Source organism: Psychrobacillus sp. NPDC093200 (genome assembly GCF_050280345.1).
GTDB lineage: Bacteria > Bacillota > Bacilli > Bacillales_A > Planococcaceae > Psychrobacillus > Psychrobacillus faecigallinarum.
Window position 1 is genome coordinate 847,400 of record NZ_JBNNVC010000001.1, and the last position, 21,400, is coordinate 868,799.

Below are 21,400 nucleotides of genomic sequence, written 5' to 3' on the forward strand. Positions count from 1 at the left end.
TTGTTTTTGTTTTCTAAAAATTTAGTCTTTTGAAGTTAGTATTATGATAAAATATTTCCAAGAGAATGGACAAGCTTAAATGTGCTAGCTAATAAAGGGGGACTTCAGAATGGTAAACAAAATTGAAAAGATGGATCTTTTCGAGCAATATGCGAATGATTTAATAGAAGAGCATTTGATCCCTGGAGTGGGAATTGCTTTTAACCAAAACAATAAACGAATATATGAAAAAGCATTTGGATATAGAAATGTCGAGAATCTTCTCCCAATCAATGCTGATACTGTATTTGGGATAGCCTCTATGACAAAATCCTTTACCTGTGTTGCGATTATGCAGCTTCAGGAGGCTGGAAAACTATCTGTTCATGATGAAATTGTAAAGTATCTCCCTGAATTAAAGACCAAGGATGAAAAGAAAACAAAGAAAATCACGATTCACCATCTAATGACCCATACCTCAGGGCTACCCCCTATTGCAACTCATGTTTATGCTAGGAAGCGAAGCATTGACCAAGATCCGTCGGCCAAGGATTATGGGCTGGATTTAGTAAATAATCCGGAGGCGGCTATTGATACGTACGAAGAGCTAATCTCTTACATCTCTAATCAAGATTTTCAATTGCTTGGAGAACCAGGCATGGAGTTTAGCTACTCTAATGATTGCTATGGGCTGCTTGGGATTATCATTAATCGTGTCAGTGGACAAACCTATGAGGACTATATTATAGAACATATTTTACAGCCGATTCAAATGGATAATAGCTTTTTTGACCTATCAAAAATAGAAGAAAAAGATAATGTAACGAGCTTATATATGTCTAAGCACACCTCTAAGGGACTAGAAGTTTATGAGGCTCCCCTATGGTGGGATGCGCCTTCTATGAGAGCGGCAGGTTATTTAAAATCCACTCAAAATGACATACTTAAGTATTTGAACATTTTTCTAAACAAAGGCATGGCTGGGGATAAGCGAATCCTTCAAGAGCAAAGTGTAGAGCAGATGATCTACCCACATGTGGAGTTTGAAAAAGGACGCTTTTATGGTTATGGACTACGTGTGGTTCCTGACTATTTTGGAACAGCCTTTATTAATCACGGTGGTGGATTGAAGGGAGTATCTTCTTTTATGGGTATCTTACCCGACAAAGGAATTTCTGGTGTGCTATTAAGTAGTTTAGCGGATGTCCCATCTGACAAGCTTTTCCTAGGAGCATTAAATGTGCTGGAGAGTAGGGAGCCAACTGCAAAGCATATTCAGTTTACAACCAAAGATTTGCCTTTAGAAAAGCTTCAAAAATACAGAGGAAAGTTCGTATCTGGTGAAGGTATGAAGGTTAATGTAGACATTGTGGATGGCAGTTTGGCTATTATATCTAATGCAGGCAATAATCCTCTCCGATTTATAGAGGGTAATTTATTTATCGGTACGTTGGAGGACCAAGAAAATCTAATCGAGTTTTTAAAAGACGATAACGGGGAAATAAATCGTATTTTTTATAGCTCTCGTCAAATATTTAAAAGTTACGCTTAAAATTTGTCCTATTAAAAGTGTAGTGTCTGCTTATGATAGCGAGCGGTCCGATTATAGAGGCAACTCTCTCCATTATGAGAATAAATAAGAAGCAACTCGCTCGGGAAAGGAAATGAAAAAATGAAAATAATTGATACGCATTGTGATGCACTGTTAAAACTACAGCTAGCCAAACGTGGAAGAGTTTATCAAGTAAATCCCCTTTCCTTTACGGATGCTCCTGAAATAGAAACAAATGTTGAGCGATTGTCAGAGGGAAATGTCCTTGCACAATTTTTTGCCGTTTTTATTTACCCGAATATACCAGATGATCAGAAATGGGCACATGCTTTAGAGCAAATCGATTTGTTCTATACGGAAGTGTTGGGAAAAAATCCAAGGATGAAGCATATAAAAAAGTGGGAGGACTTAGGAAAGTTAAAGGATGGAGAGATTGGTGCCATTTTAGCATTAGAGGGAGCAGATGCGTTTGGGAATGATCTGATGAAGTTGCGTCATTTATATAGGCTCGGTGTGCTTTCCATTGGACTAACGTGGAATAATGCCAATTTATGCGCAGATGGAGCAGGAGAGCCAAGAGGAGGAGGACTAACGCTACTTGGTAAGGAGGTTGTGCTCTTAAACAATGAGCATAAAGTTTTAACAGATGTGTCGCATCTAAGTGAAAACGGATTTTGGGATGTGATGAATCTAGCGAATTATCCATTTGCTTCTCACTCGAATACAAGTAATCTATGTGAACATCCAAGAAATTTAAATGATGAACAAATAAAATCAATGTTTGATAAGGGTGGGCATATCCATGTCGTTTTTTATCCTCCTTTTATTAATGGTAAGGACACAGCCGAAATATCTGATCTCATCAAGCATATTGATCATCTATGTTCGTTGGGAGGAGTTAAGCGAATTGGATTAGGCTCTGATTTTGATGGCATGGATTTCTATACAAATGGTCTTCACAAATCCTCTGATTTCCCAGTTTTGATAAATGAGTTATTGAAATGCTATTCAGAAGAAGAGGTACAGGGATTTGCTTACAAAAACTTTATGAATTTACCTGTTTTACAGAAGAATTAATAGTCATTTTACATTATTCACTATATTTATATTTATTGTATAATTATAGGAAAATTTTAAGGAGGTTTCTATGAAACCAGTCATTGGTGTTTCCTCGAATTTAACGGATCTTGTACTTTCTGTACCGACCGACAATATTCATGCGATTGCAAGATTCGGTGGCGTCCCTATTGTGTTACCAAATATGGAGATCGATGTCATTGAGTCTATTTCAAATTTAATAGATGGACTACTATTAACAGGTGGCGGAGATATTGACCCAACTCTTTTTGGCGAAGAGCCCCATAGAGGTCTCGGAAATATCGTACCAGAACGGGATGAATTTGAAATAGCTCTGATTAAAAAGATGCTTGAGCAAAATAAACCAATCTTAGGAATTTGTAGAGGGGCTCAAATCCTAAGCATAGCTGCTGGCGGTGATATGTATCAGGATATATACGATCAGGTGAAAGTAGATCTCCTGCAGCACGATCAAAAAGCAACAAGAACTCACGCCTCACACTATGTTCAGGTCAATGAAGGAACAGTTCTGAAGCAAATAATTGGAGAAAATCGCATAAAAGTAAACAGCTTTCACCATCAGGCTGTACGAGAAGTTCCTAAGGGATACAAAATTTCGGGTTTAGCTAGTGATGGAATTATAGAAGCATTTGAAAGTGAAAATCATCCTTTTGTATTAGGTTTACAGTGGCATCCAGAATGCTTGGTAAATAAAGAAGATGCCCCATCCATTGCCATTTTTAAAAAATTTATTGAAGCGTGTAAAAATTGACTTTAACGACTGTCTTACATTGGACAGTCGTTTTTATTTTGTTCAAAAGACCATTAAATATGTTTCCATTTTTGATTCATGAAATTAGTTTGTTTGGGGAAACTACTGAAAGAATAAAAAAGGAGGTATTTTGATTTGATGCGCTTACTTGTAAAATCTTTATCCATCGGCTTCCTATTTCTGTTCTTTACCTCCGAGGTTTCGGCAGCCGAGGAACTCACGCGCGAGCAAATTTTAGACAAGCGGATGGATTATTATATAAGGTATTCTACAGATACATTACCTTGGTATTACTTGGCGGCAGTGGACCAATACGAAAGAAATATTCAAGAGGTTAGAAAAGATTTACCAGAGCGTGATGGAGTTGTAGCTATTCAGTTTACAGATGACTTTTGGGTGGGACCACTGAATCCGCTAGGGGATGATACTAATTTAACCACTATTTCATTTTTTGATGGACAAGGCCGAGATGGTAATAATGACGGATTTGCTGATCGTCAAAATGATGAGGACGTCATGTTTACGCTTGTCCAGTATTTAAGTCCAAGAGTGCATTCTGAAAAGGATTTCCAAAGGGCTTTAAGGGAATACTACGACAAAGAAATAACGGTAAAACAAATCATGACGAATGCTAAAATTTATAAGACATATGAAGTGTTAAATTTAGATAAAAGAGCCTTTGTACTATCTATTCGGCATGACTACAGCTACCGCAGTACGTGGGGAGACCGACGGGGATGGGGAGGTAGACGTATGCATGAGGGTACAGACCTTTTTGCCTATAGCGGAGTTCCAGTAAAATCAGCAACGTACGGGATAGTGGAAACTAAAGGGTGGAATGACTATGGCGGCTGGCGTGTAGGGATTAGAGATGTTAATAATACTTATCATTATTATGCCCATCTTTCAGGCTACGCTAAAGGAATAGAGGAAGGAAGCATTGTAGAGCCAGGCACAGTTGTCGGCTATGTCGGAAGTTCTGGCTACGGCAAGAAAGGTACGTCTGGTAAGTTTGCACCACATTTACATTATGGAATGTACAAATACAATGGACGTACAGAATGGGCCTACGATCCGTTTCCTTTACTGCAAAAATGGGAACGTGAAGAAAAAATCCGATATAAGCTAAATCCAGCGGCTCAATAGTTGCTGGATTTTTTTCGCCATGCAAATTTTACTCATGCAATAAACAACATATATAACCAAAATATATGTTTGAACAGTACAAATGCATAAAGGAATAGGGCACCCGCTATAAGGAGCTGCAAATAAGCTTTAGGCTTTAATTTTGTCATAATATACATAAACAGAAGTGGCAAAACGATTTTAATCGAGAAGAATATAAATACACTGTTTTCATATACATAGCGCATAAGTGGATTGGATTCTTCTATATAGCTGTTACTTAAACCGAAATGGGTGATTAAGCTATCGCAAATAGCTAATACTAAAAGAAGAAACGTTGTAAAAAGCCACCTATTTTGTTCGATAGGCTCGTTTTTAATTTTTATATCCATCTGAGAATAACTCCCTAACATTGTTTTATTTCTTGAAAAATTAGTCTTAGTAGTATGATATTTAAAAAATCTTTTTAACCCTTTTTATGGAATAAAATTAAAATAATATAACCTGAAATATTTAATTATTTTAAATTTTTTGTATTATTTTAATATTTTAAATAATATTTTTACATTTATATTTTTTTACTTTGAAAAGAGAAATGCCTTTGGAATCATAGGTCATTTATTAATAAACTAAATTTTCTTGAAATTAAAAGTAGAGATAGATAGAATTGAGAATAATATGTATATCTTTGGAAAATATTCAAGTTTGATAATATTTAAAGAAGATTCATACAAAATAGGGGGAATTCGATGATTGGGAAGCATATGAAAAAAATAGTAGTTGCGTTTGTCTTAGTAATATCTCTTCTTTCTAATTCTTTTGTGGGTGCAGCTTATGCATCTCCAATTGATACTGTAGAAAAGGCTCAAATCCAAATAGAAAATACGATGAAGACTTCTTCTAAGTCTCCTATTTTGAGTTCAATAATTGATCAAACTGTAGCAAAGCTATTTATGGCAATGCTCTATGTAGTACCACCAGCTTCAAAGGTGAAGGAAAGCGATGAAAAAGTTATTAAAGTAGTCCGTGCTACGTATGAGAAGTTGACCAAAAACCAGAAAAAGCTAGTAGATATAACTAGATTAGTGGACGCAGAAAATGCATTAATAGCGTTAAAAGCGGCTAAGGAAGATAAGTTAATTGCTGCAAAGGTAGTAGCATTAATTGATCAAATTAAAAAAGATTCAAGTGCTTCAGAATATAAAAATGCGATTTCAGTAGCGCAAGCTGAGTATAGTAAACTAACTAATAATCAAAAAGCTTTAGTTACAAACTCGGACAAGCTAATTAAGGAAGTAGCTGATTTGAAAGCTGCTGAAGCAGAGGCGGCTAAAATTACTCCAAGCACAATTGGAGAATTGGTAGAAGGAGATATTTTGCTCGATAAAATATCAGCTTTAATTGGTGAAGATTATTCAGTGGCATTAACATCTACACCTGAGGGTATGGTTGTAGACGGTCGAATTGTACAGCCGGAAATTGGTGAAGAAGCGAAGTCAGGCACAGTTGTAATGTTGTTGACTAGAGCTGATGGCACAAAGGTTGAGCATTCCGTAGAGCTTACAGTAAAGGCTAAAGTAAAGGTTGAGAAAGGTCTTGTTCACATAAGTTTATACAAGGATAGTACCTCTTCTATGAATAAAATTGACTTTGCAACTGTTTCTAATTTTGCATTGAAGAATAAAAAAACAAACAAAGTTTATAATGTAGGGACTTCTCCAAGCAATCAGAAGCATGTATTTCAAATGAAGGACCTCCCAGCGGGCTCTTATACGATCGAGGTAAATACTCCAGACGTATTCCTTGTAGAGCGCATTGACCTTGGTGATACTTATAAAGAAACAGTCTACCACCCAGATACTAATCCTGTAGTAATTGCGAAGGATAAAACGACTTATGTAAAAATTGTATTAAAATCAGAGATTACATTACAGGATATTAAACCATTAGAGAACATAACTGTTCCTTATGATATTACCTTCGAGGAGTTCCAAGGAGCCTTACCAAAACAAGGTAAAATTGTCGATTCAACAGGCGAGGAACATGCTGTTGCATTGAAATGGGACATACGACCTTTTCAATTTGAAAATTATAAAAAGCCGGGGACTATGACCCTTTCCAGTGAATTCTTCAGTTTACCTATAGAGGTATCTAATAGTACGCCAGCACAACGTCTAGATATGACAATTCAAGTGACTTTTGCAGAACCGGAAAAGGGGAATACACAAGTCAGTTTATTCAGAGATAGCACTTCCTCTATGAATAAGATAGATTTCACCAATATTAGCAACTTTAGCTTAAAGAACAAAAAAACAAATAAAGTTTATCAAGTAGGCACCACGCCAAGTAATCAGAAGCATGTGTATCAAATGAAGGACATTCCAGAAGGTGCTTACACGATTCATTTCGATACGTTAGATACGATGAGTGTAGACAAAATTGAATTAGGAGAAGCGTATAAAGAAACAACTTATCATGCAGACTCCAACCCACTGGTAATTACGAAGAATAAAACGGCTTATGTAAAGATTGTTTTAAAGTCAGAGGTTACTTTACAATCTATTAATCCATTAGAGCCTTTAACAGTTCCTTCTGACATTACTTACGATGAGTTCCTTGCACAACTGCCGAAGCAAACGACTATTGTTGATTCGGATGGTGATGAGCATACAGTGGCAATTTCTTGGGATGTTCGACCATTTCAGTTCACTAACTATAAAAAACCTGGTACAACTTCTTTAACTAGTCAGTTCTTCCAGCTGCCAGTGGAGGTGTCTAACAGCACTCCTGCACAGCGATTAGAGGTAGGCTTACAAGTAATATTCGAAGCACCAGAGACATCTAATATAGTACAAGACGAGGAACAATAATATAAGGAAATCTCTTTAGAGCCGAGTGCTTTAAAGAGATTTTTTAATTTATAAGAAAGCAGAAATTGTATATCTTTTCACTCGAAGATAAATAGGAAGAAGCTAGTGATTGGAGAAATAATATTCGAGGTGAGCCTATTTAAATGTATAAGAGTTATATATATTTACGTGTTTCTTATAGCTGGAAAGATTATTTTTCTGTATATAGGGTACTTTAATAAGGCTATAATTATAATTAATTATTCTTAAAACAATAAAATACATAGTTCAATGGAGGTTGCATAGATGACAAAAATGAATCGAGGCATTATTACTGCTTTATCGGCAATAGGGTTGGCTCAAGGTTTAAAGGTGCTCACGCATAAAAAACTAACAGGGGAATGGGACATCAAGCAGGCATTTACAACAGGAGGAATGCCAAGCTCTCACTCAGCAGGTGTTGCAGCCCTTGCATCATATGTAGCAGCCAACAAAGGAACACGACACACAGAAACAGCCTTAGCCGTTGTTTTTGGTGCAATCGTCATGTACGACGCACAAGGTATTCGTCGTCACACTGGGGAAATTGCACAACTAGTAAACGACCTAGAGGACAATGTCGTGGCGCTTTCTGGAAATTTTCCAAGCTTCGAATTAGTTCAAAGAGAAGAAGAACTAAAAGAGCTACTAGGTCACCAACCAATCGAAGTGTTGGCGGGAGCAGCCCTAGGCACAGTATTTGGCATTGCATGCGCCCGTTTCGAAGACCGATAACCATGCCAAGTATATTACAGGTGCCTGGCACCTGTAATATACTTGAAATATAAAAAAGCGCCAAGGGGAAAAAATGTCCCCTTGGCACTTTGTATTTTAGTTAACTGTATAATTCATGGTTTCACCGTCATCGTATTGTACATCTAAGTTAAAGGCTGTATATTCATCTACTTCGAATGCTGCTGTAACCTGTTGCACAACTTCTTCGGTGTTCATGTCTTTTTTCAGGTTTAATTCCTTAAAGACTGGGTCTAGCGTTTCTGCAGCTCCATCTCCTTCTGTATTTACAGCAGTATGCATATTTTTATACACTGCTGAAGAAGAATCTACTTTATATTCGACTATTACAGATTTCTGGTTATCAGGTGTATCAATGGTTAATGTAAATTCTTGAAATCCATAATCCGTTTCAGGTTCAGAAATTGCTTCTCCTGACTTTTCTTCTGGATTAGGTTCAACAACGTCCGATTTTAAGACATTTTCATCTTTGTCATCGTTATTATCACCACAAGCTCCTAACAACAAGGCAGTGGAAAATATAGATGCCATTATTAACGTTCGTTTTTTATATATCATTTAAATATTCCCTCCTAGACGTTATAGTGCCTATTCTTTTAATATCCAAATATAATATAGGTTAAACAATTATTTACCATTTATTAATGAAGCTATTTTTAAAAACTATGGTCATAATCTATTGAAGCGGTAAAATACTATCAGTGAATGGAGTTCTAGTTAGCTAATGCGGATAATTTTAACATGGTCACTAAAGTAAAAAACCTAGCATGGGAGATTCAAGATTTCTCCAAGCTAGGCTAGTTTTATTTTGTTCGATTATATTTAATTTCTTTTCCCCCCACGTAGTCCATCTCCAATTCGAAGCTAGAATAATCTTCCGCTCCAAAAGTATTCATCACATGCTGAATAACTTCCTCTTCGCTCATCTCTTGATTTAACTGAAGCTCGATGAGAATGGGCTGTAAAAGAGCAAATGCAGGGTCTCCCTTAAGATCGGTAGAAGCATAATCATTACGATATATAGCCTCGGTTTCACCGTCTTTTTTATCAAACTCTGCTAGCACAGTTGCATCCTTATTTTCTTTTGTATAGATAGCTAGCTTAAATTTATTATATGGAAGATCTTTAATTTGCTCTTCCACATTAGCTGGCTGTTCAACAGTTGCATCTTGTTTTGGATCTGAAGCCATGCCTTCCGGAATTGCTTGAGTATCCTCTTTACTATCCCCACAACCTGAGAGCAACAAAGTAGAGACCAAAAATAATGAAGAAACTAAGCTATTTTTCATTGGTAAACCTCATTTCTAAAGTATTTAATATATATTTAATATTCTCTTCTTGATAGAGCCCTAAACAATAATTAAACAGGATAGATGATTTGTACAAATACTGTACCTTTTTAACAGCAAAGAGCGTAAGAATGAATTTTGTTTGGGAGGATATTTTTATTACAAAAGTGTTACTGGTGCCTGGCACCAGTAACACTTTTGTAATAATTGTTTAAAGTGGCTTATGGAGGGTAAGAGTAAGGAATAAGGAAGGTGATTTAGTGTCCAATTTTAAGGAAATTACAAATATTGAAGAGTGGAAAGATGTGTTGGAACAGTCAAAAAGCCATAAGTTATTACTTTTAAAACATAGCACTACTTGTCCGGTTAGCGCTCATGCATATGCAGAGTTTACTTCTTTTGAATCGCCAGTGGAAAAATATTTAGTGAAGGTAATTGAAAGCAGGGCTGTGTCTAATGAGATTGAACATGATCTTGGAGTTAAACATGAGTCTCCACAGTCCTTTTTGATTGTAGATGGGAAGGCCTCCTGGGGGGCATCACATTGGAAGATTACAAAAAAGGAACTAGCTAACGCCACGGAATCTTTCTAGAGGGTGTGTACTTAAATGAACGAGATTTTAACAGTAAGCGAGTATTTAGTAAAAAATGCAGAATCCATTGGTGATGAGCTTACAGAACGAATATTAGCAGAATTAAATAGTATAGAAAAAAATATTAAGCTTGAACCCTATTTGATCAATAAAAATAAAAATCAACAGCTCATTGCCATTCTTGGTGATGCTTTAACTAAACCGAGAGCGCTTGCAGAGGAACAATTAGTTAGTTGGATTAAGGAAGTTAAAGAAGAAGGGATAGCAGATTTTTATAGCTTTTCTGCTTATATTAAGCCGAACGTGAAAAGTAAGTCTATCTTTTTGGAATATATCAATGAAGTGTGTTTAAAGCTAAAAATTTCAGCTGAAAACATAGTGAATATTAACAACCAAGTTAGCCATCTAATTGATGTGTGGCTCGTAGATAAGATGTATGCCTACGAGGGATTTAAAGACCAAATGATGAGAGAACATCAAAAAGCAATCAATGAATTAAGTGCTCCAATCGTTCCAATTCAAAGTGGAGTAGCAGTTCTTCCGCTTGTTGGAGCAATCGATTATATTCGTGTTCAGCATTTGTTATCTTATGTCCTTCCTACTATTCCCAACATGAATATTGATGTATTAATCATTGATTTTTCAGGTATTTTAACCATTGACGAAGAAATTGCCCAACATATCTTTGCTATTCACAATGTGCTTCAGCTACTTGGTATCCAAGTGCTGTTTACAGGAATCCGTCCTAACTTATCGATGGTAATTGTTAAAGCAGGTATAGATTTTTCTTCTTTTCAAACCTTTGGAAGTGTCAAACAAGCGATAGAAAGTGTAAAACTCTAATTCACCGTTCTACTGGAACGGTTTTTTTTGTTAGTGTTTTTAATTGCAGGATGGAGATCAGTCTAAACTATTTTAAAAGTGTTTAATCGGTCTTAAGAAACTTTCTCTGTCCAAAGGACATACAACTTCAAATAAGTTGGAATAAGGAAGGAAGAGGATTTGTTTTTGTACATAAAGCACTAAGAAAAGGGGGGAAATAGGTTTTCATTTTTGAATATAAAGTGGGGTATTTTTACTTTTAATAAATTATTGAGAATTTATAGTTTGAAGTATAAAGCTAAGGGTAATTGGTTATTGTGAACATTTAACAAACAAAAGGAGGACACAGAATGTTTGATGAATTCTATTGGAGGGACACTCTTCATTTCTTACCAGAGTTTTTATTAGCATTATTAGTCTTGTTAATAGGATTTTTTGTAGCCAAGCTACTAGAAAATGCTACGTTTAAGCTTTTAAGAAAATATCGAGTAAATGAACGTCTTGGAAATGTTAAAGGGGAGTGGTCAGTAGAGAAAATACTTAGCAAGGTAGTATTCTTTATTGTTCTAATCTTTGCATTTATTCTATTCTTCTCTATTCTAAACATGGGTACCTTAGTATCTCCATTTGTATCTATGTATTCAGGGATTACAGAAGCTATATTAAATATTTTAAAAGCAGGTCTCATCTTACTGTTTGCATGGGTTCTAGCTACGTTAGTTAAAAAAGTGATTAAAATGGTTGGTAATAAGTTTAGCCTAAATAAATACATTATGAAAACTGGAGGAGATCCTTCAAAGGTAGACCAAGTAAAATGGACAGATACTGCAGCGAATGTTGCGTATTATTTAATCTTCCTTTTATTTATTCCAGCAGTATTAAGCGCACTTGGAATTGATGGATTAAGTGGACCTTTTGAAGGTATGCTTGCTAGCTTCTTTAATTTCATTCCTAAATTAGTGTCAGCAGCAATCGTGTTTGCTATTGGATGGTTTGTGGCTAAGCTTGTTCGCACTTTAGTAGAAAAATTTCTACAGGCTGCTGGAGCAGATAAACTAGCAGACAAATTAAAGCTTTCTAGTTTCATAGAAGGTACAAGTATTTCTAAGATTGCAGGAATTATTGTATTCGTACTGATTATAATTCCAGTTTCAATTACAGCACTCGAAATTTTAGATTTACAAGGAATATCACAACCAGCGATTGCAATGTTAAATAATATCTTAGCAATGCTACCTAAGATTTTCGTAGCAATTGTGCTTGTTCTTGTTGGTATTGTAGTTGCTAAGTGGATTAAAGATGTAGTTGTTACTTTACTGCAAAACCTAGGAATCAATTCTATCTTTGGCAAAATGGGCTTTTCTTCTACTGGAGGTTCAGCACCCTCGTTTGCGGGTATAATTGGTACTATCGTACAGGTTGTCATTATTTTATTGTTTGTTGTTGAAGCATTACAAGTGTTAGACCTAGAATTCATGGTAACCCTTGCTACGGCAATATTTGCTTATTTACCACATGTCATTGCAGCGGTAGTTATATTGGCGGTAGGCTTCTGGCTAGCTAATCTAGCAGAGAAATTAGTAGGAAGCGTGATGAAGCATTCTTCAGGAACTCCACATTTCTTACGCTACGTTGCTAAATATGCTATTCTAGCATTTGCGTTTTTCATGGCATTGAGTCAGCTAGGGATCGCAGCAGCAATCATTAACTCTGCTTTTATATTAATTCTTGGAGGAGTTGCACTAGCATTTGGCCTAGCGTTTGGTCTAGGTGGACGCGAGCACGCATCTCGTTACTTGAGTAAAATGGAAAAAAGCATAGAGGAAGCTGATGTTTCAAAGGAAAGATACGAAACAGAAAAAGAAGGCATAAAAGAATCATTTAAAGAGAATTTTCGTGATCCTTCAGAAGCGGAAAAGAGTTTAAAAAGAGGAAAAGGACCTCACATTGACGAGGTCAAACCAGTAGGTGATTTTGATCAACAAACTGGCGAAGACTACCCAACTGGAAATCCTATGAAGCAAGCTCATGAAGAGGATTCTCCAAGCACAGGCTATAATATCCCATCAACGGATGACTTACATCCATATGAGGACTTGCCTCCAAATGATAATAATAAACCGAATAAATAAGCATTTTAGGAACACTCTAGCATTAATTGCTAGAGTGTTTTCTTGTGCAACAGATGATGCGATATTTTAATTGATTGATAGTGGGAGCTAGATTACAGATATATTACAGGTGCCTGGCACCTGCAATATATCTGTAATTTGAACGGCGTTCAATTTTTAGTTTTATTTTGTTTCTCTAATCTATATAATAAATAATAATGACAATTTTCTGAATAATATACGGAAGGGTGTGATTAAATGAAGGGTACGTTTTTAACAGAGGAGCATGAGCTGTTTCGAAAGTCTTTAAGGAAGATGTTAGATAAGGAGGCTTATCCTTTTTATGAGAAATGGGAGGCTGAGCGAGAGATACCTCGTTCCTTTTGGACTAAGATGGGGGAGAATGGTTTCTTGTGTCCTTGGGTCGATGAGACATATGGCGGATTAGGCTTGGATTTCTCTTATTCTATGGTGTTAATAGAAGAGTTGGAACGTGTTGGACAGGGTTTAGCTAGTGGTATGTGCCTCCATTCTGATATTGTAAGCCCTTACATCGCGGAGCTTGGAACAGAAGAGCAAAAGCAAAGATGGCTACCCGGTTGTGTTAGTGGGGAGCTAATAAATGCGATTGGTATGACTGAACCGGGTGCTGGCTCTGATTTGGCAGGCATCAAAACAACTGCACGTCGAAATGGTGACCATTATATCTTAAACGGAGAAAAGACCTTTATCACAAATGGTACGATAGCTGATTTTGCTATCGTGGTTTGTAAGACAGATCCAACAGCTCAGCCTGCCCACAGAGGTATTAGCTTACTTGTTGTGGAAAAGGGGATGGAGGGCTTCAAGCATGGAAAGAAGTTAGATAAAATTGGGATTCATAGTGGAGACACTGGTGAATTAATATTTGAGGACGTCAAAGTTCCCGTAGAAAATTTACTTGGGGAAGAGGGCAAAGGGTTTTATTATTTAATGCAAAACCTTCAACAAGAACGACTGATTGTGGCTATTCAATGTCAGGTGGAAGCAGAGGAAATGCTTCGAATCACGATAGATTATGTAAAAAGTAGAAAAGCCTTTGGACAGTCTATTAGTAAATTTCAAAACACCCAATTTAAAATTGCTGAAATGGCAACGGAAATTGATATCGGAAGAACCTATATAAACCAATTGACAGCGCGTCATATTGATGGCGAAGATTTAGTCAAGGAAGTTTCTATGGCTAAATGGTGGATTAGTGAAATGGCAAAACGTGTTGCAGCAGAGTGCTTACATCTTCACGGTGGCTACGGGTATATGGAAGAGTATGAGATTGCTAGAAGATATCGAGATATTCCAGTAGCTAGTATTTACGCCGGTACGACGGAGATTATGAAAACAATAATAGCTAAAAAGCTAGATCTATAAGGCATGCAAGGAGGTTCTATTTTGACGCTCTCTGAGAATAAAATCAGGAAGAAGAAAGAGGAAATTATCTTATCAGCGGTCAAAATTATGAATGAAAAGGGATATCAGCGAGCCACGATGGAAGAAATAGCAGCTGAGCTACAAATGACGAAGGGATCACTCTATTATTATTTTAAAAATAAGGAAGATCTTATTTTCCAATGTCATGAGCTAGTACTGGAACAAGCCATCGGAGAGCTTCGAGAGGTTTTTCATAATGGTATTTCAAATGAAGAAATACTTCGCCAAATGATTGCTGTTCATATTAAATATGCGGTGCTAGAGAAGGAATCCTTTAATATGATTATCAAGCCAGATGAAACATTTTCTACAGATCAGCTTCATCCGATTTTGAAGAAAAGAAATGAATACGCTAGTTGGTTCGATCGCGTTATTATAGCAGGAATTGACTGTGGAGAGTTTAGCATTAAAGAATCTAAGATGGCAAGAATGCTTTTATTGGGATCCTTAAACTGGATTCAGCAATGGTACAAGAAAGATGGGGAGAATTCTCTTTTAGAATTGCAAAATATTTATAGTGATTATCTATTGAAAGTAATGAAGTAAGTCTAATCAATTAAAAAGGGGATTGGTTAAAATGTTTATTACTGAAAAATTGGCATGGCATGTAAAGGAGCAACCTAATCACATTATCACGCAATTCAATGGAAAAGAGACAACCTATAGGGAGTTTTATGAGCAAGCAAAACGTCTAGCTGGTTACTTTCAAGAAAAAGGCTATAAACAAGAGGATATTATCGCCCTATACCTACAAAACTCCGATTATTTTTTAGTTTGTTATTACGCATGTCAGCTAGGTGGTTTTACGGTGATGCCAGTCAACACCAAGTTAGCTGCTCCTGAGATAGAGTATATATTCAAGCATTCGGAGGCAAAGGCCCTTATATATGACGTTCGATTAGAATCTGTGCTAAATGAAATTACGGAGACATTTGAAAGTTTTCATGATGTACTTGAGGTTGGTGAAGATAACACGCTAGAAGCCATCCTTGGAGACTCGAGTATACAGATGAATGAAATACCACCAATGGAAGAGAAAACAAGTGTGATTTTTTATACTTCAGGAACTACTGGCAAGCCTAAAGGAGTTATGCTATCTGCTAAGAATGTATATTCGACGGCACAAATATGGGGAGAGGCAATGGAGCTGAATGGCAGGGATAGAATGCAAATAGTAGCTCCGCTGTTTCATTGTGCAGCAAGTCATGTATTTAGCATTCCAGTTATTTATGCGGGAGGAACTATTGTCATAGAAGAGGCTTTTTCTCCAGAGCAAGCGTTAAATACGATGGAGAAAGGGAAAATTACCATTTTCTTTGGCGTTCCAGCAATGTATAGCATTCTATTAAACACACCAAAAATTCAGCAGATGAAGCTTCCTCACTTAAGGTTATTGACTTATGGAGCTGCTCCTATGCCCTATGAACTTGTTCGAAAGGTGAAGGCTTTATTTCCAACGGTAAATGTACAAAATCTGTATGGTCAAACGGAAAACTCTCCAGCTGCAACTACGTTGAAGGACTATTATGCTTTGGAAAAAGTGGGTTCAGTTGGAGAACCTCTACCGCTGACCGAAGTTCAAGTTGTCGATGAGTTTGGTGAGTCTTTGCCGACTGGGCAGGTTGGAGAAATAGTTATAAAAGGTCCTCAGGTCATGAAGGGCTATTTAAAAAATGAGGAAGAGACAAACAGAGCTATCCAAAATGGCTGGCTATATAGCGGGGACCTTGGGAAGTTTGACGAAGAGGGTCTGCTTTATATTGTAGATCGTAAAAAGGATATGATCATTCGCGGTGGTGAAAACGTGTATCCAGTCGAGGTCGAAGAGGTATTGTATCAAATCCCTGAACTGCTAGAGGCTGCTGTAATAGGGGTCCCTCACCCGGTTTACGGAGAGGTTCCGAAGGCGTTTGCAGTGATTAAAGACGGTCAGCAAACTACGGAAGAAGAGGTTTTAGCTTTTTGTTCCAAACATTTAGCGAAATTTAAGATGCCAGCAGAGGTAGATTTCATTGATGGCTTACCTAGAAATGCAAGCGGAAAGGTTTTGAAGAATTCTCTTCGAAACGGTTAGGAGGAAAATATGAAAACAGTATTTTTAATTGATGGTGCAAGGACGGCTTTTACGAGTTTTGGTGGGTCCCTAGCAAGTGTAAAAGCGGATGATTTAGGAGCAGTAACTGCAAAAGAGGCGATGGAGCGGTCACAAGTTAAACCGGACCAAATAGATCATGTTATTTACGGAAATGTCATACATTCCAGCACCAACGCCGCTTTTCTTTCTCGACATATCGGTTTAAAAGCAGGAATACCAATTGAGGTTCCAGCCATGAATGTCAATCGCCTATGTGGCTCCGGTTGTCAATCTATTGTTTCTGCGGCTCAAATGATTTTGCTGGGAGAAGCTAATATAGTTCTTGCTGGTGGTGCAGAAAATATGTCGATGTCACCTTATGCAAACTTTACTGCTAGATTTGGTGGTAGCAAAATGGGAACAATGAAGTACGAAGATATGGTACTGAGCACGTTAACGGATGAGTACATCGGAAGTGGTATGGGGTTGACTGCGGAGAAATTAGCAGAACAATACAGAACATCACGAGAAGAACAGGATGAGTTTGCTCTACTTAGTCAAAAACGTGCAGCCTATGCACAAGAGTCTGGTAGATTTGCAGAGGAAATCGTAGGCGTTGAAGTATCGAGTAGAAAGGGCACAACTTTAGTCGATCAGGATGAGCATATTAAAGGTCAGGTAACTGCAGAAAAGCTCGCTTCATTAAAGCCTTCATTTCAGAAGGACGGTACAGTTACTGCTGGTAATGCAAGCGGCATTAATGATGGTGCTGCCTCAGTAGTGATTGCAAGCGGAGAAGCTGTAGATGAGCATGGTCTAAAGCCAATTGCAAAAATTGTGTCTTGGGGCATAGCTGGCGTAGACCCTTCCATAATGGGAATTGGTCCCGTTCCAGCAATTAAACAAGCACTTTCTCGAGCAGATTTAACTTTAGAGGATATGGATCTAGTAGAAATAAATGAAGCATTTGCCTCTCAATATTTAGCTGTGGAAAAAGAATTAGGTCTTAACAGAGAAAAGACTAACGTCAATGGGGGAGCAATTGCTTTGGGACATCCTGTTGGAGCGAGCGGAACACGTATCTTTATTTCTTTGGCATATGAGCTAAAAAGACGAGGGTTAAAGTATAGGATAGCCAGCCTTTGCATCGGTGGCGGTCAAGGTATTGCTATTATTATTGAAAATGTGAGTTAAGGAAGAAATTTGTGCAAGGATTCTATAAGCTGTCCCTAGGGCTAATAATAATTTACCAATATTTATCATGTTTCGCTAGATAAGTATTTCTATTGGAAGTATAATAATATTATCGGGCAATTTTCTGATAATTGAAGTGGCTTTAAATAGTTATATCAAAAGAGAAGTTAGAAAGAACATCTTAGAGTTTTAGGAGGTAACCATGATGAAGATTGGTGTATTAGGAGCAGGAACCATGGGGAACGGAATCGCACAAGTGATGGCTTCAGCAGGGCATGAAGTGACGCTATGCGATATTGACAACGAAACACTGAGAACAGCAGCTTCCACGATTGATGCTAATTTATGGAGACTCTATAAAAAAGAGAACAAAGAGTTTAGTGAAATTGGACAGGTGCTAGGTAGAATCACATTTACAGCTGATAAAACAAAGCTAGTAGGGTTAGACATCGTAATAGAAGCTATATTAGAAAACAGCGAAATAAAGAAAAGAGTGTTTGCTGAATTAGATGTTATTTGTGATTCAAAGACAATTCTAGCTTCTAACACTTCAGGCCTTAGCATAACAGAAATAGGAGCAGCAACTGAGCGTCCGGACCGAGTGATCGGAATGCATTTCTTCAACCCAGTGCCTGTGATGAAGCTAGTAGAGATTATAAAAGGCTCTGATACAAGTGATGAGACGTATGAAATGGTGAAAGGGTTAGTCCAGCACATCGGGAAAGAAAGTATAACGATACAAGATGCTCCGTTATTTGTTGTTAACCGTATTCTAGTTCCTATGATCAATGAAGCAATTTTTGTCTTAGGCGAGGGAATCGCAACCGCTGAGGATATAGACAAAGGTATGATGCTTGGAACAAACCAACCAATCGGTCCACTAGCATTAGCTGATTTGATTGGTTTAGATACACTTTTATCAGTAGCAGAAACATTGTTTGAAGAAACTGGAGACAGCAAATACAGAGTCCCACCTCTACTTAGAAAAAATGTAAGGGCGGGTAAACTTGGTCGAAAAACTGGCAAAGGGTTCTATACTTACTAAATTAAAAACCATCATCTATTAAAAAATAGATGATGGTTTTTTCAGTTCTATATATTAAATAGATAATCGTGTCAGGAGTGTTACAGGTGCCTGGCACCTGTAACACTTTTGTAATATAAGGGTGTTTAGTGATGGAGTTTGAGTTGGGATTTGTCATAGGTTCAAGTATCTTTGAACTAAGATATTTGGGCGATGCTATATTACAGAAAATGAGGCAAATTACTTGGTTTATGTTAAGGATAATAAAATGTTGATATTTAGAAAAAGTTTTTATGGAGATAATAGCTAGAAATTTGTTATAAATTTTAATTATTAAAAAAACGTGACGAAAGTCTGTGAGTTATTAGTGCTAGAAATTAAAAATAGCAATTTTGGAATTCTTTGACTCCTTAAAAAGAGAATGTTATTTATTATATTAGGCAATGGAAATAATGTGTTTTATACCCCTTTAAAAATATTTTTATTAATAGGTTTATAGATTGCCAAACAGGGGGATAAGACTATAAGAATTGGATTTATTTAGTATAATTCATGGCAAAAAGTATCAAAAAGTAAAATATATCCATTCGCAAATATTTTATGTAAAATATTTGTAATCTAATTGGATAAAGGAGTAAAAAGAGGAAGTACCTGTGGAGGAACATAAAGAACTTCTTTACGTTAGCTATCACAGTTATTTTATAAATTGCTAAAAAACTTAAACACAAGGGAGATGTAATGAATGTCAGGAATTATTCGCGTAACACCAGCAGAATTGGATGCTATGTCATCACGTTACAGTCATGAGTCAAGTGAGGTTGCTTCTCAAATCGGCCGTTTGGACGGAATGATTGGCGAATTGCAATCCATGTGGGAGGGTGCTTCTAGTGCAGCCTTTGCAGAACAATATGAAAGACTTAAACCGCATTTCAACGATATGCGTGAGCTTTTAAGTGAGGTTAGTGTGCAATTAAGTCGTACTGGTCAAGCTCTTCAAGATGCTGACCAACAAATTGCTAGCCAAATCAGAGGGTAAGAGTTGCAATGTGAAGGATGAAAACATAGAGCGTCATTCCACTGCGGAAGGCGCTTTTCCTTCTTTTTCTTCTATTTTGGTTAGCTTTAATACTCTTTTCGAGAGGTGAGATTTGTGTATATAGAGATTACAGTAGACCTTTCTAAGTATAACGGGAAAATTATTGACCTCCGGCTATCCGATTATTACACGATGAAAAAAATGATTGATATTGCCTGGCAGGCTGCTTCCATCTCAGAACCAAAGCGAGAAGGACATTGGATACGCGTGGTAAACAAAGATAAGTTGTTTCCAGGGCATTTAACTATGTCTGACTGTGGAATTACGACCGGCGATCGAATTGAAATCATTTAAGGAGAAATGGATATGGCCTCTAAAAAGAAAGAAAAGATTAAACAAAGAGCTAAAACAATTAAAACTTATACATATTTAAAAAACAGAACCGGTGCGGAAATAAATGAAGAAGCAAATAAAACCACATTTGTATTCCAGAAGGAACGAGTTGCTTTTAAACGTACAGAGGAAATTATCTTCTTAAAAGAAGTAAATCCTAAAATATCTAAAGATATAGTTATCACAGATGACGAGCTAATTCTTCAGGCAATGATTCCAAAGGATTATATGCGTTTTAAAGACATTCAGAGGGAAGAGGAAAAATCCAGATGGATGCTTGGTTATCAGCTAGTAGAAAAAGTATACTCACATCCATATCCTCGATTAAATCTGATTGTATGTCCTGAAAATATTGTATATAGCAAGGCTGTTGAGCCGATGTTTCTCTACTACGGTGTTCTAGGGAGTCTTCCGCCATATGAAACGGATGAAGAGAGGCTTTGGCTAGAGACAAAAGCAGTAGTAGCAGCTGCAATTGATGGTTCATTTACCTTTGAAGAGTATTTAAAGTACTCCGAAATATTAGAGCTAAAAGAAATTGGAGCTACCATAATGGGGATGAAGAATAGTCAATCCCTTTTAGACTACATTGCAGAACAAATGGAACAACTAGAAATAAAAGAAAGGAGCAATGTAAAACTACCAAGAAAGAAATGGAATTGGACAAAATATTTAGCTATAGGTCTAGGCATTTTAATTCTTCCTGCAATCATATTTACTGTTATTTATTTCGTACATGAAAAGCCTAAACATGAGGCATATACATTGAGTCACGAATACTTTCTTGGCCAGAATTATAGTCAGGTAGTGACATTATTAAGTCCATATAGCGTAAAAGGGATGCCTTATGTTGTTCTTTATGAGCTAGCTTACGCCTCTGTAACAAATGAAAGACTTGATGAGGAACAGAAGAAAAACGTACTATCCAATATCACGTTACAGACCGATTCCTCCTATTTAAAATATTGGATACATTTAGGGCGTGGGGAGGCAGAAGAGGCCGTTGACCTAGCGCGAGGAATGGAAGACGGTGAGTTAATTACATTTGGTTTATTAAAAAGACGTGAAGAAGTTAAGGCAGATAAGGATCTGAGTGGGGAAGAAATGCAAATACAGCTTAATGAAATAGATCAAGAGGTAGAAGAATACGAAAAATTAATGTTAGAAGCAGAAGAGGCTGAAAAAGAAGCGGAAGAAAATTCTAAGAACTAACATTGTAAATACGACATATAGCGTTCTATTCGTTTTATT

The 21,400-nt window shown here is 36.9% G+C and carries 20 protein-coding genes; 17 read left to right on the forward strand and 3 right to left on the reverse strand.

The window, feature by feature from the left end; all coding sequences use genetic code 11:
* Nucleotides 1–109: 109 nt before the first annotated feature.
* From ACQKNZ_RS04185 to ACQKNZ_RS04200, 4 genes are all read left to right on the forward strand, one after another.
* A complete protein-coding gene (locus ACQKNZ_RS04185) occupies nt 110–1,531 on the forward strand; it encodes a serine hydrolase domain-containing protein (RefSeq protein ID WP_427658299.1) in 1,422 nt (473 codons plus the stop codon).
* A 120-nt stretch (nt 1,532–1,651) separates the two neighbouring features.
* The gene (locus tag ACQKNZ_RS04190) at nt 1,652–2,608 is read left to right on the forward strand and encodes a dipeptidase (RefSeq protein WP_154311354.1); all 957 of its coding nucleotides are present in this window, start codon (nt 1,652–1,654) and stop codon (nt 2,606–2,608) included.
* 70 nt (nt 2,609–2,678) lie between these two features.
* On the forward strand, nt 2,679–3,380 hold the full coding sequence (locus tag ACQKNZ_RS04195; RefSeq protein WP_144537378.1) for a gamma-glutamyl-gamma-aminobutyrate hydrolase family protein: 702 nt from the start codon (nt 2,679–2,681) through the stop codon (nt 3,378–3,380).
* Nucleotides 3,381–3,518: 138 nt separating this feature from the next.
* Entirely contained in the window at nt 3,519–4,526 is a 1,008-nt protein-coding gene (locus ACQKNZ_RS04200) for a M23 family metallopeptidase (protein ID WP_154312341.1), read from the forward strand.
* 32 nt (nt 4,527–4,558) lie between these two features.
* Here ACQKNZ_RS04200 and ACQKNZ_RS04205 read toward each other — a convergent pair whose 3' ends face one another.
* Nucleotides 4,559–4,897 carry a DUF5658 family protein gene (locus ACQKNZ_RS04205; protein ID WP_144537380.1) on the reverse strand — a complete coding sequence of 113 codons (339 nt, stop codon included), beginning with the start codon at nt 4,895–4,897 and terminating at the stop codon, nt 4,559–4,561.
* Between the two features lie 357 nt (nt 4,898–5,254).
* On the opposite strand from ACQKNZ_RS04205, the gene ACQKNZ_RS04210 reads away from it, so the two are divergent.
* The gene (locus tag ACQKNZ_RS04210; RefSeq protein ID WP_427658302.1) at nt 5,255–7,375 is read left to right on the forward strand and encodes a hypothetical protein; all 2,121 of its coding nucleotides are present in this window, start codon (nt 5,255–5,257) and stop codon (nt 7,373–7,375) included.
* 285 nt (nt 7,376–7,660) lie between these two features.
* On the forward strand, nt 7,661–8,128 hold the full coding sequence (locus tag ACQKNZ_RS04215) for a divergent PAP2 family protein (RefSeq protein WP_151111049.1): 468 nt from the start codon (nt 7,661–7,663) through the stop codon (nt 8,126–8,128).
* Nucleotides 8,129–8,224: 96 nt separating this feature from the next.
* On the opposite strand, the gene ACQKNZ_RS04220 is transcribed toward ACQKNZ_RS04215, so the two are convergent.
* Both ACQKNZ_RS04220 and ACQKNZ_RS04225 read right to left on the reverse strand, forming a co-directional pair.
* A complete protein-coding gene (locus tag ACQKNZ_RS04220) occupies nt 8,225–8,704 on the reverse strand; it encodes a YusW family protein (RefSeq protein ID WP_144537386.1) in 480 nt (159 codons plus the stop codon).
* 245 nt (nt 8,705–8,949) lie between these two features.
* Nucleotides 8,950–9,435 (reverse strand): YusW family protein, encoded by a 486-nt coding sequence (locus ACQKNZ_RS04225; RefSeq protein ID WP_427658304.1) that lies wholly within the window; start codon nt 9,433–9,435, stop codon nt 8,950–8,952.
* Between the two features lie 260 nt (nt 9,436–9,695).
* On the opposite strand from ACQKNZ_RS04225, the gene ytxJ reads away from it, so the two are divergent.
* From ytxJ to essB, 11 genes are all read left to right on the forward strand, one after another.
* Nucleotides 9,696–10,028 (forward strand): bacillithiol system redox-active protein YtxJ, encoded by a 333-nt coding sequence (gene ytxJ / locus ACQKNZ_RS04230; RefSeq protein ID WP_144537390.1) that lies wholly within the window; start codon nt 9,696–9,698, stop codon nt 10,026–10,028.
* Nucleotides 10,029–10,043: 15 nt separating this feature from the next.
* The gene (locus tag ACQKNZ_RS04235) at nt 10,044–10,871 is read left to right on the forward strand and encodes an STAS domain-containing protein (RefSeq protein WP_144537392.1); all 828 of its coding nucleotides are present in this window, start codon (nt 10,044–10,046) and stop codon (nt 10,869–10,871) included.
* A gap of 329 nt (nt 10,872–11,200) precedes the next feature.
* On the forward strand, nt 11,201–12,982 hold the full coding sequence (locus ACQKNZ_RS04240; RefSeq protein ID WP_427658307.1) for a mechanosensitive ion channel: 1,782 nt from the start codon (nt 11,201–11,203) through the stop codon (nt 12,980–12,982).
* A 237-nt stretch (nt 12,983–13,219) separates the two neighbouring features.
* Nucleotides 13,220–14,368 carry an acyl-CoA dehydrogenase family protein gene (locus ACQKNZ_RS04245; RefSeq protein WP_144537396.1) on the forward strand — a complete coding sequence of 383 codons (1,149 nt, stop codon included), beginning with the start codon at nt 13,220–13,222 and terminating at the stop codon, nt 14,366–14,368.
* A 21-nt stretch (nt 14,369–14,389) separates the two neighbouring features.
* A complete protein-coding gene (locus tag ACQKNZ_RS04250; RefSeq protein WP_229653932.1) occupies nt 14,390–14,974 on the forward strand; it encodes a TetR/AcrR family transcriptional regulator in 585 nt (194 codons plus the stop codon).
* A gap of 31 nt (nt 14,975–15,005) precedes the next feature.
* Entirely contained in the window at nt 15,006–16,502 is a 1,497-nt protein-coding gene (locus ACQKNZ_RS04255; protein ID WP_427658309.1) for a class I adenylate-forming enzyme family protein, read from the forward strand.
* 9 nt (nt 16,503–16,511) lie between these two features.
* Nucleotides 16,512–17,696, forward strand: a complete 1,185-nt coding sequence (locus tag ACQKNZ_RS04260; protein WP_427658311.1) for an acetyl-CoA C-acetyltransferase — start codon at nt 16,512–16,514, stop codon at nt 17,694–17,696.
* A gap of 205 nt (nt 17,697–17,901) precedes the next feature.
* Entirely contained in the window at nt 17,902–18,741 is an 840-nt protein-coding gene (locus ACQKNZ_RS04265; RefSeq protein ID WP_186318104.1) for a 3-hydroxybutyryl-CoA dehydrogenase, read from the forward strand.
* 721 nt (nt 18,742–19,462) lie between these two features.
* Nucleotides 19,463–19,756, forward strand: a complete 294-nt coding sequence (locus tag ACQKNZ_RS04270; RefSeq protein ID WP_144537407.1) for a WXG100 family type VII secretion target — start codon at nt 19,463–19,465, stop codon at nt 19,754–19,756.
* Nucleotides 19,757–19,870: 114 nt separating this feature from the next.
* Nucleotides 19,871–20,110, forward strand: coding sequence for an EsaB/YukD family protein (locus ACQKNZ_RS04275; protein WP_151111032.1), 240 nt, complete (start codon nt 19,871–19,873; stop codon nt 20,108–20,110).
* 12 nt (nt 20,111–20,122) lie between these two features.
* Nucleotides 20,123–21,361, forward strand: a complete 1,239-nt coding sequence (gene essB / locus ACQKNZ_RS04280) for a type VII secretion protein EssB (protein WP_427658314.1) — start codon at nt 20,123–20,125, stop codon at nt 21,359–21,361.
* The last annotated feature ends 39 nt before the right edge of the window (nt 21,362–21,400 follow it).